Source organism: Psychrobacter sp. NPDC078929, from assembly GCF_050267985.1.
GTDB lineage: Bacteria > Pseudomonadota > Gammaproteobacteria > Pseudomonadales > Moraxellaceae > Psychrobacter.
In genome coordinates this window covers 1-18,059 of record NZ_JBNNFX010000010.1, presented here as the reverse complement: position 1 = coordinate 18,059, position 18,059 = coordinate 1, and the positions used below count along the sequence as shown (strand labels likewise).

General features: G+C 43.1%; 12 protein-coding genes. 3 read left to right on the top strand and 9 right to left on the bottom strand.

Going from position 1 to position 18,059, the window contains the following annotated elements; all coding sequences use genetic code 11:
• Positions 1-295 precede the first annotated feature (295 nt).
• Positions 296-2,602, top strand: a complete 2,307-nt coding sequence (parC, locus tag ACQKCG_RS07245; RefSeq protein ID WP_101206070.1) for a DNA topoisomerase IV subunit A — start codon at positions 296-298, stop codon at positions 2,600-2,602.
• Positions 2,603-2,731: 129 nt separating this feature from the next.
• Here the strand turns inward: parC and ACQKCG_RS07240 are convergent, their stop codons facing one another.
• From ACQKCG_RS07240 to ACQKCG_RS07225, 4 genes are all read right to left on the bottom strand, one after another.
• Positions 2,732-3,211, bottom strand: coding sequence for a BLUF domain-containing protein (locus ACQKCG_RS07240; protein WP_101206071.1), 480 nt, complete (start codon positions 3,209-3,211; stop codon positions 2,732-2,734).
• A 107-nt stretch (positions 3,212-3,318) separates the two neighbouring features.
• Complete coding sequence (locus tag ACQKCG_RS07235) at positions 3,319-3,798, bottom strand: BLUF domain-containing protein (protein ID WP_101206072.1); 480 nt, start codon at positions 3,796-3,798, stop codon at positions 3,319-3,321.
• Between the two features lie 373 nt (positions 3,799-4,171).
• Entirely contained in the window at positions 4,172-4,645 is a 474-nt protein-coding gene (locus ACQKCG_RS07230) for a BLUF domain-containing protein (protein WP_101206073.1), read from the bottom strand.
• Between the two features lie 452 nt (positions 4,646-5,097).
• Entirely contained in the window at positions 5,098-5,604 is a 507-nt protein-coding gene (locus tag ACQKCG_RS07225) for a hypothetical protein (RefSeq protein ID WP_101206074.1), read from the bottom strand.
• Positions 5,605-5,903: 299 nt separating this feature from the next.
• Between ACQKCG_RS07225 and ACQKCG_RS07220 the strand changes: the two genes are divergently transcribed.
• Complete coding sequence (locus tag ACQKCG_RS07220) at positions 5,904-6,734, top strand: Cof-type HAD-IIB family hydrolase (protein ID WP_101206075.1); 831 nt, start codon at positions 5,904-5,906, stop codon at positions 6,732-6,734.
• 218 nt (positions 6,735-6,952) lie between these two features.
• Here the strand turns inward: ACQKCG_RS07220 and ACQKCG_RS07215 are convergent, their stop codons facing one another.
• On the bottom strand, positions 6,953-7,780 hold the full coding sequence (locus ACQKCG_RS07215; RefSeq protein WP_101206076.1) for a 3-oxoacyl-ACP reductase: 828 nt from the start codon (positions 7,778-7,780) through the stop codon (positions 6,953-6,955).
• 374 nt (positions 7,781-8,154) lie between these two features.
• On the opposite strand from ACQKCG_RS07215, the gene ACQKCG_RS07210 reads away from it, so the two are divergent.
• Positions 8,155-9,288: an ABC transporter substrate-binding protein gene (locus ACQKCG_RS07210; RefSeq protein WP_101206077.1), complete on the top strand. Its 1,134-nt coding sequence runs from the start codon at positions 8,155-8,157 to the stop codon at positions 9,286-9,288.
• Between the two features lie 82 nt (positions 9,289-9,370).
• On the opposite strand, the gene ACQKCG_RS07205 is transcribed toward ACQKCG_RS07210, so the two are convergent.
• The 4 genes from ACQKCG_RS07205 to ACQKCG_RS07190 all read right to left on the bottom strand — a co-directional run.
• Positions 9,371-10,582 carry an FUSC family protein gene (locus ACQKCG_RS07205; protein ID WP_101206078.1) on the bottom strand — a complete coding sequence of 404 codons (1,212 nt, stop codon included), beginning with the start codon at positions 10,580-10,582 and terminating at the stop codon, positions 9,371-9,373.
• 205 nt (positions 10,583-10,787) lie between these two features.
• Positions 10,788-12,209 carry a glutamate synthase subunit beta gene (locus ACQKCG_RS07200; RefSeq protein WP_058024467.1) on the bottom strand — a complete coding sequence of 474 codons (1,422 nt, stop codon included), beginning with the start codon at positions 12,207-12,209 and terminating at the stop codon, positions 10,788-10,790.
• 231 nt (positions 12,210-12,440) lie between these two features.
• On the bottom strand, positions 12,441-16,904 hold the full coding sequence (gltB, locus tag ACQKCG_RS07195; RefSeq protein ID WP_101206079.1) for a glutamate synthase large subunit: 4,464 nt from the start codon (positions 16,902-16,904) through the stop codon (positions 12,441-12,443).
• A gap of 760 nt (positions 16,905-17,664) precedes the next feature.
• A partial coding sequence (locus ACQKCG_RS07190; RefSeq protein WP_427585354.1) for a transposase occupies positions 17,665-18,059 on the bottom strand: 395 nt, incomplete at its 5' end.

The following is an 18,059-nucleotide window of genomic DNA, read 5'->3' as shown; positions in this document are numbered from 1 at the left end:
TGGATTGATGATAGACAAAATATCTTAAATAAAAAGGATTCAACCTTAAGACATTTATTAACCATATAAAAAACAAATATTAGATTTACTATACTTAACTTAATCTATAAAAGCTATGAATCACCACACTATAAAAGACCGTTGTAAGCGCTTGTTTTAAGCACGTCACGAGATGTCGTATATTCTGACATACGTCTTTTTAATTGGTGCAATATCCTTTACGATAGCACTATCCTATTTGTATGCTTGAACCAATTATCTATACCTATTAAAACTGATAAGTGAATCCTATTTTATGTCTGATGTTATTGATCATACGATCGCCCCAATTATTCCCAATGAACCGATGGACACTCGTTCAGTCGCAGAGTTCACTGAGCAGGCCTACCTCAACTATGCCATGTACGTCATCATGGATCGGGCGCTGCCAAATATTGCTGACGGTCTAAAACCTGTCCAGCGTCGCATCGTATATGCCATGAGCGAGCTTGGGCTAAAGTCCTCTGCCAAGGCCAAGAAATCCGCGCGTACAGTCGGTGACGTATTGGGTAAATACCATCCGCATGGTGACAGCGCTTGTTACGAGGCAATGGTACTGATGGCTCAGCCGTTTAGTTATCGCTATCCGCTTATCACTGGTCAAGGTAATTGGGGTAGCCCAGATGATCCGAAATCCTTTGCGGCGATGCGTTATACCGAAGCTAAAATGTCGGCTTATGCCAATACGTTGCTCGCAGAATTGGGTCAAGGTACAGTCGATTGGCAAGATAACTTCGATGGTACGATGCAAGAACCAACTACCTTACCTGCCCGCCTGCCTAATATTTTATTAAACGGTACAACAGGTATCGCAGTCGGTATGGCAACCGATATTCCGCCGCATAACCTTAATGAAGTGGTACGCGCAGCCATTCGTTTGCTCAAAAACCCAGAGCTGTCGGTTAAGCAGCTTACCCAATCGATACCCGCACCTGACCTGCCGACACCAGCGGAAATCATCACTAGCAAAAAAGATTTGCAAGCGATGTACGAAACTGGACGTGGCAGTTATAAGATGCGTGCCACCTTTCATGTTGACCCTAAAGAAAAAAACCTCGTCATCATTGATGCGCTTCCTTACCAAGTGTCAGGCAACAAAATCCAAGAGCAAATAGCTAAGCTTATGACCGATAAAAAGCTGCCTTGGGTGACGGATATTCATGATGAATCAGATCACGAAAATGCCTGCCGTATCGTCCTTGAGTTGCGCTCAACGCGAGTCGATGTCGATCGTGTCATGAGTCACCTGTTTGCCAGTACTGACCTAGAAAGCAATTACCGCGTCAATATGAATATGATTGGCTTAAATGGTAAGCCGCAGGTGAAAAACTTAAAGGAAGTCTTGGAAGAATGGTTAATCTGTCGCCGCTCGGTGGTCACGCGACGCTTGCAATATCGCCTAGATAAAATCGATAAACGCTTACATATCTTGGCGGGCTTACTGATTGCTTATCTGAATATTGATGAAGTGATTCGCATCATTCGTGAAGAGGATGATCCAAAAGCGACCTTGATGCAGGATTATGACCTGACTGACATTCAAGCCAATGCTATCTTGGATATTCGTTTGCGTCAGTTGGCAAAATTAGAAGAGATTGAGCTGCGCCGCGAGCAAGATGAACTTGCTGCCGAACGTGCCATCATTCAAGAATACTTAGACAATCCAGACAGTTTGACCAACTTGATGATCGATGAGCTTACTGCCGATATGAAAGAACATGGCAATGAGCGTGTATCACCATTGGCAGAACGCGAAGAAGCACAAGCACTGAAAGAGTCAGATCTCGTACCGAGTGAGCCGGTCACTGCCATCTTATCAAAAGCAGGTTGGATTCGTGCCGCCAAGGGCCATGATGTCGATGCCGCTGGTATGAGTTACCGCTCAGGTGACAGCTATCAAGCGCACGTGCGCGGCAAATCAAACGAAAGGATTTACGTGCTCGACAGTACGGGACGCAGCTATAGTATCGATGCGCATAATTTAGCATCTGCACGTGGTCAAGGTGATCCATTGACCAGTGTATTAAAGCCGCCAGCAGGCGCTAGCTTTGAGCAGCTACTAACGGGTGATAACGATCAACGTATTATCCTTGCCAGCTCAGCAGGTTATGGTTTTATTAATACCATTGGTAATCTCGATAGCAATCAAAAAGCTGGTAAAAACGTTATTAACCTAGCAACTGATAGTCGCTTGCTCCCTGTTGCACGTATCGACGCACCAGTAGAGACGGCCGCCAATGCCGAAGGTGAAAGTAGCAATATACGTGTGACACCTGATCATGTTGCTGTCGCGACCAATGCAGGATATCTACTGATATTTGCCCTTGATGATTTGCCTGAACAAGCTCGCGGTAAAGGGAACAAACTTATTAAACTGAAAGATGGCGAAGAGGTACTTGCTATCACACCACTTAGTCAGCAAGACAGCCTTGTCATTACTGCTGGCAAACGCCATGTGACACTCAAGCCAAATGATTTGGCTAACTATACGGGTGTTCGCGGTAATCGTGGTGGGCAGTTGCCAAGAGGCTTTCAGAATGTGACGAGTGTTGAGATTGGGTAGTTTGACTAGTTAAATTTTGGAAACCCTAGTTCAAAATCTAGCTAATAAAATTAAACAGCTCCTATTAAAAAGCCGCCCATACACAATGTATAGGCGGCTTTTTTACGTTAATCAAAATATAGAATTTATTTAAGCTTTATTGAATTCGGTATCCTTAAAGATCGTTCTCAGGAAGCTTGTAATCTGAGTGCTTTTCATTAGATACGGATTAAAGTCAGCACCTGCTGAAACGCTTTTTAGGGCATATGCTTCGTCTTCTGCACTTGATGTTAAATATTTTATTAAAAACCCATCCCACCTACGTTCCTCTATTTCCTCAATGTCACTGAGATGGGGTACTAGGTAAGAGTACTCACTGATTAATTTTACTAGTATTTCATTGATAAGAGGTCTTGGACCTTCAATATTTTGAATAAAGTAATTGTCATTCACGACAAGCGCTGAGGTTACACCACTTTTTTCATTATTCCTTCGCCATTGCTCAAGCAGACGAGCCAATCCTATTCCATTATTACTGTCACTATTTCTGCCAATATACGTTAGGCTGAGAGTAATATGCTCACCATGTCTTTTTCTATCTTCTAAAGGTTGGCTGGTAGTGATACGCATAAGAAACCTTATTTATAAAAAATTATCTAAATCAAAAGATACTTTATAGGCGGCTTTTTTATGCCAATTAAAATAGATGACTCTTATGATATGTAAATGTTACTCACTTAAAACCTATCGGATTCAGCACCTTCAAATATCGCTGTTAGAAAATTTTCAATCTGAGTACTTTTCATTAGGTAAGGATTGAAATCAAACCCTGCTGAGAAACTTTTTAAGGCATACTCCTCATCTTCGGCACTTTCCGTCAGGTGCTTGGTTACCAACCCATCCCACCGAAGCGCTTCTATTTCTTCCACCTTGACAACATTAGGAACAATCTTGAAATGCTCATCAATTATCTTCGCTAGAGCAGCGTTGACCGCCGGTCTTGAGCCTTGAATATTTTGAACAAAGTAACCGTCATTGATCACAAGCGCTGCAACTAACCCACTTTCCTCAAAGTATCTTCGCCACTGTTCAAGAGCACGAGTCAACTCTATACCTGTTTTCATTTCAATATTTTTACCGATATACGTTAGGCTAATCAGCAGATGCTCGCCATGTCTTTTCCTATTTTCTGAAGATTGACTTGTCGTTATTTGCATAAGAAAATCCATTTATATAGTAGGTATATAAATTAATATACACTCTATCATAAAGTATAATCAATAAAACTCTTGCGAATTGACCAGCTTCTTATCATCCATACTTTAAAATAACATGACAAAAACAGGTATCACTAGGTCATTTTTAGTAGTTAAATCCTGCAAGAGTCAGGTATGAATAGTCACCTATGAACATCCGCCAATATTTTATCCAGTTGCTAAGAAAACATCCTGTACCGATACTGCTAACTTACTTTCAACAAAAAGCCACCTATACAAACGTATGGACGGCTTTTTTCTGAAAGCTAGGACAAGTGACTACTAACAACTCTAAGAGGCAAATATTTAAGAAATAAATGCTATTCATTTAAAATTAATTAGATTCAGCATTTTCAAAAACCGCCTTCAAGAAGCTTTCAATCTGAGAGCTTTTCATTAAATAAGGATTGTAGTCAGAGCCTGCTGAAAAGTTCTTTAGGGCATGCTCTTCATCTTCAACGCTTGAGGTTAGATGTTTAACTAAAAACCCTTTCCATTGACGCGTTTCGATTTCCTCTATATTCACAATATTAGGGACAATAGTTGAATGCTCGTCAAGTATCTTTTCCAAGGCAGTATTGATAGCAGGCCTTGTCCCTTGAAAACTTTGAACGAAATAACCTTCACTAATGACTAAAGCTGAAACGATATCGTTTTCTTCAAAATATCTGCGCCAGTACTCAAGTGCGCGAGTCAGCTCAATCCCAGAATCTAGATCGACATTTTTGGCGATATATGTCATGTGGATAAGAATATGCTCGCCATGCCTTTTTCTATCTTCTGAGGATTGGCTTGTCGTTATGTTCATAAGAAACCTTATTTATAAAAAATTCATTCAAATCAAGATACACTTTAAGATAAAGTATAATTAATAACGTTTTTTATCATTTGCTATGATTTTTTTAGATTTATAACATAGAAGTTTCAATGATATAGCATACCAATATTCATAGTAGTAAAATTATACTACAAAGTTGTCACGTTCAGTATCTTGGCATTATTCCAATAATTAACAAGCCTAATCTATATTCTCCTATAGCCCTGCCTCAACGCACTTATATGACTAAGTCATGTTTACTTATAGACTAAATTCTACAAGCATTTATCAGGGTCTTTAATGTCTATTAAGCTAGCCCGTTTATAGGTATATGAAACATAACCTACCCTCAATAAAAAGCCGTCTATGCTATGTATAAACAGTTTTGTATAGACGGCTTTGTTGCATACTAACTGTTGCATATTGATTGAGTAGCTAACGTATCAATACCGTCCCATCTCAACTGTTGTTTCAGCAAGTACCGAGTCGCCTTGCCATGCTTGTACATCTACCGTATACAGATGGTTCTTGCCGCCAGAGCAAGGCGGCTTATATGCACCGCCCGCCTCACCTTTACGGTTACGGTATTCTGCGACCATCTCAATATCTACTGGTACTTCGTAAGTATGACCAAACACTCTTGGCACTTCTGCGCTCGTAGCACCCTCTGGTAGTGCGAACTCCACAATGCCATGGCCACCATGCTGCATACGTTTGTTGCTTACATCGTTATAGACGAATACCAAGCTTTCCGCGCCTGCCGGAATGTTTGAGACAGTCATGCTAGGCGTGGCTGGACTTTTGCCACCATAGTTTAGACATTGCTGCCCCTCAGGTATTTTTTTGCCATCCCAAACAGCATCATTAAATTTAACATCCATTGCAAAAGCATTGGTAGATAAAGCTAATGTTGCAAAAACTGTAATCGATTTTAAGGTAAAGAATTTCATACTTATTCCTTTAGGTAGCTGATGCATTAATAACGAGAGTCCATCTTATTTGGTAGATTGTTTTTGATAATTGAATATAACTTTATAATACATAGACACGGTTAAGTTAATCATATCGTTTAGCATTTTTGTTAATCCTCTGGACAAGCAATGAGCGGTTCTACAGGCTACATCCAAATACTGTTTCAATAAGCATGCTTGCAGCATCATAGGTTACTCGATAGGTATTTATCTGATTGGGTATGTTGTAGTAGTATCTGAATCATTGTATCTACACGACTAAAAATAATAGGATTATCATGTTTATCGAAGATAAGATTGCCAAAGAAAGTATGACTACTAAGATTTCGACCCCAAAAATCATCTTTTTTGACATCGATGATACCTTGAGCCGTAACGGCATTATCGCTGAACACAATAAAGCGACGCTTGAGCAGCTTGCAGATACCGATATTAAACTAGTGATTTCGACTGGCCGCTCTAAAGCCATATTGCCTGAAGACATTTTAGCGTTGCTTGATGCAGATATATTGGACGCCATTATTTGTATGAATGGACAATATAGTTTTGATAAAAGCGGCCGAATCAGCCACTACCCATTAACTGCTGAACAGACAGATAAAATCGTACGCCTATGCCAGCAGAGTGATTTGATTCATAAGTTTGACTCTGCCACTCATATCGCTTGGTCAGGTGAAAATGAACGTTTACGCGAGTTCAATGCGGTCACGCCCAACTCGATCTTTGATCCTGAGTACTACAAAACAAATACCGTCTATCAGTGCTCGGTATTTTTTAATAATCAGCAAGAAAAGATGCAAGACATCGACTTTGCCCAGTATGATTTAAAGCTGGTACATTGGCATCAGATTGGTGCCGATATATTGCCAGCAGAGGCATCAAAAGCTCGCGGCATCAAAGATGTATGCGAGTACTATGCGGTAGATGCAAGCGAGTGTATGGCATTTGGTGATGGTATGAATGACTTAGAAATGTTCGACTTGGTTGGATTTGCTGTAGCCATGGGAGATGCGCAGCCAGCTTTAATAGAACGCGCTGACTTTGTCACTGGGACGATTGAAGAGTATGGTATTCAAACCGTGCTTAATCAGTTAGCAATGAAGTCGTAAGACTGTTCAGGCACATAAAGCCATTAATGTTTATTTAATTAACGTTCAATTAAAAAAGCCCTTACTAACCGACTAGTAAGGGCTTTTTGTTATGGACTAATTTTATATAAACGTTTCAACTGGAAACTGTAGCGGTGATAATTCCAATACCTTGTCGAGTATTCATTTCATTCTTTCTACAAATCTAATAGAACGTAAGGCGTCAGTTAAGGCCTCAATTAAGGCATGGTTAAGCCACCATCGACAGCGATAGATTGTCCAGTAATAGCCATGCTCAAATCAGATGCCATGAGCAATACTGAATTGGCAAAGTCAGCTACCGAAGTCGCTTGGCGCAGCGGCGTCGTAGTCGCGATATAGTCAAATACCTCTTCAGTGGTTAAGCTGCTTGCGTCGGTGGTTTTTAATAAGCCACCTGCTAGCAAATTAACCCGAATACCATACTGTCCAAGCTCGCTCGCTAGGTTGCGGGTCAGTCCAATCAATGCTGATTTAGCCGTGGTGTAATCATAATAGGTAACCACTGGGTTGTAGACAAGATTGGTTGAGATGTTAATAATTTTACCTACTTGCTGCGCTTTCATTTGCGGCAACACTGCTTGCACTGTATTGACTGCGCCCTTGACGATACCGTCCATTTGTTGCGAAAAGTGCGACCACCTTACTGTTTCAATACTAGTGTACGCAGCGCTTGGATTGAACTGATAACTTGGCAAGGCATTATTGACCAATATATCGATACGACCATGACGAGTGATGACTTCAGCTGCCATGGCTTGTACTTGCTCAAGATCGGTCACATCCGCCTGATAAGCAAATGCTTGTCCACCTGTCGCGATGATATCAGCCACTACTGCCTCAGCAGCCTCTTTACTATTGAGGTAGTTGACGCAAACGATAGCGCCTGCTGCTGCCATTTGCTGTGCAATCTGTGCACCAAGCCCACGACTGGCACCAGTGACTATGGCAACTTTATCCGTAAGCAATGCCGGTATAACTGAGTGGCTTTTATTCAAGGCGTTTTGAGTTGAGGTACTTTCGGTCATTGTGCTGTATCCTTTATTATTATGGTATGGTTGGTGTCTTAGAGCCGAAGGCTTATACTTACTTAGATGATGTTCGTCATACTTCGGCCTGCGCCAATCATAGCATGGTTATATGCTATCTTTTTTCGATTCGACTTTAGCAGATCGCTAGCAACTCTACTCAAAATTAGCTGTCACTAAGTTAGTTTACTACCCATCTCATTAGCCCAACTGACTATTTTTATTAGTATTGTTAAGCATTACCTTAATAACAACCCTTTAAATTGTATAAACTAATGACCATAATAGTTTTATTGGCCATGTCAGGCTTGTATGTTTTTGGCTTTTTTATTGAATTTTTCTGATTTGCATTATCTTTATTTAGGAGAGATATTTTGACCCATTTATCGTCGTTCCATCCCACTACTCACACCTCGGCTAGTGTCGGTCGTATAGTGCCAAAAGCATTATTAGCAATGGCTGTCGGCTTGGTGCTTGCCAGCTGTAGCAACTCTGATAATGCAGCGGATGGCAGTGCTGCGGCGAGCAATGAGACGCTGAACCTTTACAACTGGTCAGAATATATGCCGCAAGAGATTTTAGATGGTTTTGAAGAAGAAACTGGCATCTCAGTTAATTACACCACATTTGACTCTAACGAAGCGATGTATGCCAAGCTCAAACTACTCGATGATTCTAGTCAGTATGACTTAGCGATTCCATCGACTTATTACGTCGAAAAAATGGCGAAAGAAGGACTGCTACAAGAGCTAGACAAGTCTAAATTGAGCAATTTTAAAAACCTTGATACCTCATTTACCAATACCAAAGTTGATCCTGATAACAAATACTCTATCCCTTATATGTGGGGCAGCACTGGTCTAGCCATTAACGGTGACAGTGTCGATCCGAAAACTGTCAATAGCTGGAATGACCTTTGGGACCCTAAGTATAAGGGTCAGGTGATGCTGACCAATGACGTGCGTGAAGTATTCGGTATGGCACTGCTGACTCTTGGCTACTCAGGTAATAGTAGCAATCCTGACGAAATCGAAGCCGCTTACGATAAGCTCACCACGTTGATGCCAAACGTCAAAACTTTTAACTCTGATGCGACACGTATGCCGTATATTGAAGGTGAGACTTCGCTTGGTATGACATGGAATGGTGAAGCAGTCATGGCCAATGACGAAGGTTTGACTAGCTTGGTTTATAAGTATCCAACCGAAGGCGCTATCTTATGGATGGACAATTTTGTCATTCCAAAAAATGCTAAGCAAGTTGATGCAGCACATAAGTTTATTGATTATTTATTACGTCCTGAAAATGCAAAAGTTGTCAGCGAAGAGATCGGCTACGCATCACCAAACATAGCAGCGCGTGAGCTAATGGATGAGAGCGTTCGAAACAACCCAACGATTTACCCTTCTAAAGAAGTACTGGCAAAAGCTGAGTTCCAAGAAGATGTGGGCGATGAGGCGTTGCAAGTGTATCAGCAGTATTGGGACAAACTAAAGACGGGTCGTTAATAGTTTTGATGTAGCACTTGAAAATAACGTAGTCTTTTAAAATAAAAACGCTGATCCTAAATGGTCAGCGTTTTTTTGTATGTCATAAATGTAAATCCGTCTCGCCGCCCTGCTCTTTCATCCGGCGCTGCTCGCGGCGCTGATAGCCCAGACCAGATGCAGCAAACCAATGCGGTTTCGATGTTTGCAGTAAATCACTCAGCTGCTGCAATTGAGTCTGCAAGGTTTGGGTCAACCAAAAATAGCCCTGCCACTCAAACGCCAGGTGCTGTACGCTTGGATACTCTGAGACGGCGATTCGAGTAATGGGCCGGAATACTTCGTCACTTGGACTACGTAATACCGCTGCCATGTGCTGCATCGCTTGGGTTAGCTCATGCTGATAATGTACCAATAAAATATGGTTTTCTTCATCAATGTCGATATTTGCCAAGCGCGGTGCCGCACTTAGTAGTAAATCAATCGTCCCAATGATATTACGATGAGTACGCTGAATCGTTTCTAATGTTTCTTTTTCGATTCCTGACTCACTGGCTGTCGCCGCGATATGGGGGCGCACGGCTAGCAAGCGTTTATTGATCTGCTGTAACGCTGTGACCAACGCTCTATCAACGGGTACTTCCTTGACAGGAAAAGCCACTGGGTTTAGCTTTTGAACAGAGTCGTCCACCACTCCATCCGTCGCCTCAATATGATGACCTACGCCAGCGTAGAGGCTACTACAAGCATCAAGATTACTACTCAATAAGAATCGCCACATCAACGTTGATTTAAGCGGCAAAATCAGCGTCACTGCTACCGAAACGCCTGTCCCCAGTAAGATATTTAGCGCGCGGTAGATGCCATCTTGACCGATGCTGTTGTGACCCAAGTCAGAGACAATCATCAACATAGTGATACCCGTTAGCAGCCCTGTATATCCGAGCTTTCTGACGGCTAAATAGCCAATGATGCCGCTTAATATACCGATAAGTGCATAATCGATCCATGGCCATGCACCTGCATTTTGAATGAACCACAGCACCCCAAGGGCCGTACCTATGCCTAATAGAGTACCCAAGACACGCTCTTTGGCTTTGGTATAGATAGCGCCTTGATACTGCAATAATCCCAAGATAATAAAAACCGTAATGGTGGTCCACTCACCATGCGGCAGGTTGGTGAGTTTATTGGCCAGTAGCGCCAGTATGACAGCCGTTCCTAAGCGAATGGCGTGCAAGACGTCGGCATGTTGATAGCGAACATAAGGCTCAGTAAATGGAGCAGTAATAAGCTGGTAAAGGGTTGATTTCACGCAAGGCTACTCTTTTTAGTGAATAAACGAGTTTTAGTGGATAAATGAGGTAAACGATAAAGCATATAGGGTACGCAAAAACATGCTAGCAGTCGAGCCTCGATTTACCAAGCATCACTCAAAAAAAACGTCTTTTGTCTGATAAAAGACAAAAGACGTTTACATCACAAACCACTAATAAATCGTGGAATCTAAATCGAGGTAATTATACTTCTAAAAAGTCTAGTATACCTTCTGCTGCTTCGCGGCCTTCCCAAATAGCCGTCACGACCAAATCAGAGCCACGTACCATATCACCACCTGCAAAAATTTTGGGATTCTGCGTTTGGAATTTAAAGGTTTGTTTTTCTGCAGCCAACACTCGACCAGAGCTGTCCATTGCCACTTGCTGCGACTCGAACCAATCAGCAGGACTTGGTCTAAAGCCAAATGCCATAATGACTGCATCACATGGGATAATCTCTTCAGAATTAGGAATCGGCTCAGGACGCTGACGTCCGCGGTTATCTGGCGCACCCAAGTGCGTCGTGACTACTTTTACCCCATTGACTTTGCCGTTTAAGCCAATGATTTCAGTAGGCTGGCGGTTGAATAAAAACTCAACCCCTTCCTCACGAGCATTGACTACTTCGCGGCGTGAGCCAGGCATATTTTCTTCATCACGGCGATAAGCACAGACGACTTTTTCAGCACCTTGACGAATACTGGTACGGTTACAGTCCATCGCTGTGTCACCACCTCCTAGTACGACAACTCTTTTGCCTTTAAGGTCGATGTACTCTTCGGCATCTTTTTCCCAGTCATTACAACGGTTGACGTTGGCAATCAGGTAATCTAGCGCATCGTAGACGCCTGTCAACTCTTCACCAGCGAAGCCGCCACGCATATAGGTGTATGTACCCATACCCATAAAGACCGCGTCATACTCAGCCAATAGCTCATCAATGGTGACGTCTGTACCGATCTCTGTCTCTAAGCGAAATTCCATACCCATGTCTTCAAAGATGACACGGCGGTTACGCATGACGTCTTTTTCCATTTTGAACTCAGGAATACCAAAAGTTAATAAGCCACCAATTTCAGGACGTTTGTCAAAGACGACAGGCTTGACACCATTTCTGACCAAGATATCTGCGCAGCCAAGACCTGCTGGTCCTGCGCCAATGATAGCAACTTTTTTGTCTGTCCAAACGACTTCAGACATATCTGGGCGCCAGCCAAGTGCAAACGCGGTATCGTTGATATATTTCTCGACGTTACCGATAGTGACTGCGCCAAAACCGTCATTCAAGGTACAAGCGCCTTCACATAGGCGATCTTGTGGGCAAACTCGTCCGCATACTTCAGGCAAGGTATTGGTGCGATGGCATAATTCAGCCGCTTGGAATATCTGTCCTTCTGTCGCCAACTTTAGCCAGTTAGGAATATAATTGTGTACTGGGCATTTCCACTCGCAGTACGGGTTACCACACTCAAGACAACGATGCGCTTGCTGGGCAACAGCTTCGTTTTCGAAAGGTTTATAAATTTCAACAAACTCTGTTGAACGCGTTGCAATGTCTTTTTTGGTTGGATCAAATCTTGGTACATCTAAAAACTGGAAGTTATTTTCTAAGCGTTTTGCCATGGTGCTATCTCTTTTATATAAGGCTCTTTTGCAGTGGGTGGTGACAGTCAGCGATGTTTGGTTTGTCTAAAATTTAAGACATATATCACTGCTGTCACGTACCTGCTGAAAACCTGTGAGTTAAAACGTCTCTAAAAACGGAACGCTGGCTAACCTGATTAAAGCGACTGCCGATCCATCAATACAATCCATCAATGCATTCCATTGATACGATAGGCAGTTACGTATCGGCTATTGTGGGTCGGCCATGGTAGTTTTAAGAAGGCTTGCAATGTTCGCCGCTTTTGGCTTAACCAAATAGAACTTACGAACATAGTGCTCAAAGTCGTTCAGAATTGTCTGACCCCATGCACTGCCTGTTTTATCTACATGAGCTTCAATAACTTGTTGCAAATGAATGCGATGCTCTTCTGTTTGCTCGCTTGAAATACGGTTTAGATCGATTAGCTCATGGTTGCAACGGTCAAAGAAGTCGCCTTCCATATCGAGTACATAAGCAAAACCACCCGTCATACCAGCACCGAAGTTGAGTCCAGTACGGCCAAGAATCGTGACGATGCCACCAGTCATATATTCACAGCAATGGTCTCCTGTACCCTCGATGACTGCATGCGCGCCAGAGTTACGAACGCCAAAACGCTCACCTGCGGTCCCAGCAGCATATAACTTACCGCCCGTTGCACCATATAGGCAGGTATTACCGATGATGGCCGTTTCTTGTGCTACAAAGTTTGAGTCTTTCGGTGGATAAATGACAATCTCACCACCCGCCATACCTTTACCCACATAGTCATTGGCATCGCCTTCAAGCTCGATATTTAAGCCGCCAGCATTCCACACGCCTAAACTTTGCCCTGCAGTACCTGTCAGACGAAGCTTGATCGGCATATCGCTCATGCCAAGGTTGCCCCATACTTGCGCAATCTCACCAGAGATACGAGCACCAATAGAGCGGTCACAGTTGCCAACGAAATAGCTATAATCGCCGCCTGAGCCTTGGCGAATATTGACGAGCATATCGCGAATCATCTGCTCAGCGAGCAAGCCTTTATCAAACGGCTCGTTACGCTCCACCTGACACGTTTGGGCTTTGCCCACACTGGCTGGGTGACTAAATAGCAATGGCGTTAAATCAAGATGACGCTGCTTGTCCGTATTACCTTCTAAGATATCTAGCAAGTCAGTACGACCGACCAGCTCTTCCATACTACGAACACCTAGCGCTGCTAACCATTCACGTGTTTCAGTCGCCACAAATTTAAAGAAATTAATCAGCATTTCTGCTTCGCCAATGAAATGCTCATCGCGTAGCTTGGCTTTTTGGGTAGCAACCCCTGTTGGACAATTATTTAAATGACAGATACGAAGGTACTTACAACCAACCGCAATCATCGGCGTAGTACCAAAGCCAAAGCTCTCTGCACCAAGAATGGCAGCCTTGACGACATCCAATCCTGTTTTTAAACCACCATCGGTCTGAACACGTACCTTATCACGTAATCCATTCACTCGTAGAGACTGATGGGTTTCAGCCAGACCTAGCTCCCATGGCGAGCCTGCATGATGGATAGACGATAGCGGAGATGCTGCTGTACCACCATCATAACCTGAGATCGTAATCAAATCGGCATAGGCTTTTGCAACGCCTGTCGCGATCGTACCAACACCTGGACGTGAAACCAATTTAACGGATACCAATGCGTCTGGATTGACTTGCTTCAAATCAAAAATCAGCTGCGCCAAATCTTCGATAGAGTAAATATCATGATGCGGCGGCGGTGAAATCAAGGTCACGCCTGGCACCGAATAACGCAAGCGCGCAATCAGCGCATTCACTTTACCACCAGGTAGCTGACCACCCTCGCCCGGTTTTGCGCCTTGAGCGACCTTAATCTGCATCACTTCTGCTGAGCGCAGATATGCAGGTGTCACGCCGAAACGACCAGAGGCCACTTGCTTGATCTTTGAGTTACGCAACGTGCCATAACGCGCAGGATCTTCACCGCCCTCACCAGAGTTTGAACGTCCACCGATAGTATTCATCGCCATCGCAATCGATTCATGCGCCTCAGGAGACAGCGCGCCTAACGACATGCCTGCTGAGTCAAAACGCGTCAAAATCTCAGAGATATCTTCAACATCATCGACATCGATACTGTTGTCAGTCTTTAGTTGCAACAAGTCACGTAAGGTCGCCACTGGGCGGCTATTGACTAGATTGGCATAATTCTGATAATTCTCATAATTGCCCGTACGTACTGCCGTATGCAGGCTGTTGATCACGTCAGGGTTAAAGGCATGGTACTCTTTATTGAAGACAAATTTGAGCAAACCGCCCTGATCTAGTGGCGCACGACGCTTAAATGCGTTGGCAGCCAGTTGCGCTTGGTCAGCGGCAAGATCTGCAAAGGTAGCGCCTTTGATACGGCTTTGTACACCTTTAAAACATAGGCTCACGACTTCTTCAGACAGACCAACTGCTTCAAACAGCTGTGCACCGCGATACGACACAATGGTAGAGATACCCATTTTTGATAAGATTTTTAGCAAACCTTTATCCAAGCCTTTGCGGAAATTAACGCGGGCTTGAATTGGGTCACCAAGCAACTCACCAGTAGCCACCAAATCATCGATCACATCATATGCCAGATACGGATACACACAAGTTGCACCAAACCCGATCAATACAGCCACTTGATGCGAATCGCGCGCAAGACCTGTCTCAATCACCAAGTTAGCATCGGTACGGATACCTTCTGCAATCAGGTAATGGTGCACGGCTCCTGTGACCATGATGGCATTGGCAGGTACTTTTTCTGCATCGATCTCTTTATCAGACAGTACGATCAAGGTATTGCCCGAACGGATTTTATCTGCCACTTCTTCGCAAATAGCAACGATAGCATCAGATAACTCTAAAGTACGGTCATAGTTCAGATCGATACGAGCCATCTTGAATGCTGGATCATCCAAGGTTTCAAGCTGCTGCATCTTGCTGGCTGACAAGACTGGTGATGACAAAATAATACGGTGAGCATCTCTTGCTGATGGCGCAAACACATTAGTCTCAGCACCTAGACAAGTCTGCAACGACATCACGATTGATTCACGTAATGGATCGATTGGCGGATTAGTCACCTGTGCAAACTGCTGACGGAAAAAGTCACCGACATGGCGAATTTGCTGCGAGAGTACAGCCATTGGTGTATCGTCACCCATTGAGCCGACTGGTTCTTGACCATTTTCAGCATTAGGGCGAATGATTTCTGTGCGCTCTTCATTGGTGATGTGATACATTTTTTGTAGCGCTTTGAGCTTATCACCGCGGCACGCTTGCGTTGCCAATGTCTCTTCTAGACGCTCATCATCACGAACACGCGTCGCTTCTTCACGCAACCATTTGCGATATGGATGCGCCGTTTTTAGTAAAGTTGCAATAGCCGTCGTATCTAAAATTTGACCTGTTAACGTATCAATGACCAGCATTTGACCAGGTCCAACACGACCTTTTGCCAATACGTCTTGTGGCTCATAATCCCAAACGCCCACTTCTGATGCAACAGTGATATAGCCGTTCTTAGTGGTTACCCAACGTGACGGTCGCAGGCCGTTTCTATCGAGCATACAGACCGCATAGCGTCCATCTTGAATGACTAGCCCTGCTGGACCGTCCCACGCTTCCATATGCTGTGAGTAAAACTCATAAAACGCACGTAGATCCATATCCATGCTATCAACATTCTGCCACGCTGGCGGTACCAAAATAGACATTGCATGGAATAGGTTCATACCACCAGACATAAGCACTTCAAGCATGTTGTCTAAGCTTGATGAATCTGAACCGGTACTATTTACAAGTGGTGTCAGCTCATTCAAGTTAGGCAGCTTGTCTGATTTTAGCTTTGGCGTACGGGCTTTAGACCAGTTGCGGTTACCTGTAATGGTATTTAACTCACCATTGTGCGCAAGATAACGGAATGGCTGTGCCAGTGGCCAGCGCGGTAACGTATTGGTTGAAAAACGCTGATGGAATACTACGATATGTGATGCCAAACGCTCATCTTGCAAATCCAAGAAAAACGCTGGCAAATCTGAAGGCATTACCAAGCCTTTATAAATAATGGTCTGACAACTCAATGAACAGACATAGAATAGCTCATCATCCGTCAAACGCTGCTCTGCTTTTTTGCGTGCAACAAACAGCTTACGGTTGAAGTCATCAGCAGCTAGATCATCTGGCGCATTAACGAACACTTGCTTAAAGTCTGGTAATGTCTCACGACCAATCTCACCAACAATACTCAAGTCGAGTGGTACATCACGCCAGCCAGCCACTTCTAGCCCTTGGGCTGTAATCTCATCGCTTAATACTTGTTGGCTATGCTTGGCTTTATCGCTATCTAAATTCACGAACACCATACCGACAGCAAAGTTGTCCGTAATGGCAAATTGCTGCTCGTCAGCAATCTGTTTAAAGAAATCAGTAGGCGTGGCTAATAGTAAGCCACAACCATCACCAGTTCTACCGTCAGCAGCAACACCGCCGCGATGTGTCATACAACTTAAACTATGAATGGCAGTTTTTACCAAATCATGGCTCGCTTCACCCTCAATATGGGCAATTAGGCCAAAACCGCAATTATCAGAAAAATCATCTGGCGTGGCCAGGTGTGTTTGTGAGGAAATCATTGACATAGCTTGTCCTTTTAAGTAGACGGGCAACTTACATTTCCAATGCGGAGTATAAGTTGGTACCCGTAAGCAGAACGGGCTGATAGTGGATATTCGTGTGTTCGAATTGGCAAATAGCGCAATGCTCGATAGACATCATACTTTAAGAGAAAGTAAAACCCTTGACCCTCCTGGTCATTAGCTGATGTCTTGACATGTGGTCCGTGTATCAAAAGATAGTAAGTAGCAGCCCTTGGCAACGGGAGAATCTACGCCCTTAAATGCCAGTTACTCAATCAGTGATATCTAATGCCATTCATTTAAGCATCATTTGTTATGTTGTCATGTCTAGCATTTAAAGCTAAGCATACAATAACTTAATAACAGTGCACTTGTTTATCTTGAATATCTGACGCTCTGTATTCAAGCACTTTGTTTACCCTAAAAAGAGTGACAATAAGAGAGGTTGCGTCACTTACGATAACCTAATTATGGATAGTAAGTAACCGCGCTTGAGACAATAATATTTAGTAAAGAACTCTAAAAACTAAGAAAAAACCACTAAATAGTTGTTAAATAGACATTTTTTACGATAACTATACAGAACGTCGCCCACAGTTATATTAGTTAATGATTGTCGAAAAATCTAGTCTTTTCTATCGATTCATTAGCCATAAATTGTAAGAGGACTTATTACTATTGGTTATAGGACAAATAAAAATGCTGTTAAAATTTTAATGCGAACAATATAAATGACAGTTAGCAAAAGGCTTTGATAATATAGTTAAATCTTTATAAAATCGATACAGCCCATATCATGAAACAGTTTAGGTAGATTATTCTCCATCCATCCTTGGCGTAGAAACTTAGCCTGTGCCCATTTTTTCTCGATAGGGTTTAGATCAGGGCTGTACGGCGGCAGCCATAAAATACGATGACCATGTCTATTAAGTAGCTTTTGAATACGCTTACTCTTATGAAATCGAGCATTATCCATGACAATCACGCATTTAGTTTTAAGACTTGGGATTAGCGTGTATTTGCACCAGTCGTAGAATATGGTGCTATTGATATTCTGCTCAACGTAATCAAGCGCAAATAGCATTTTTTCATAGAGAGCTCCGATGACATTCGTACGTCTCGAAGCTTGCCAGTTGTAGCTATCGATACAGGGTTTAC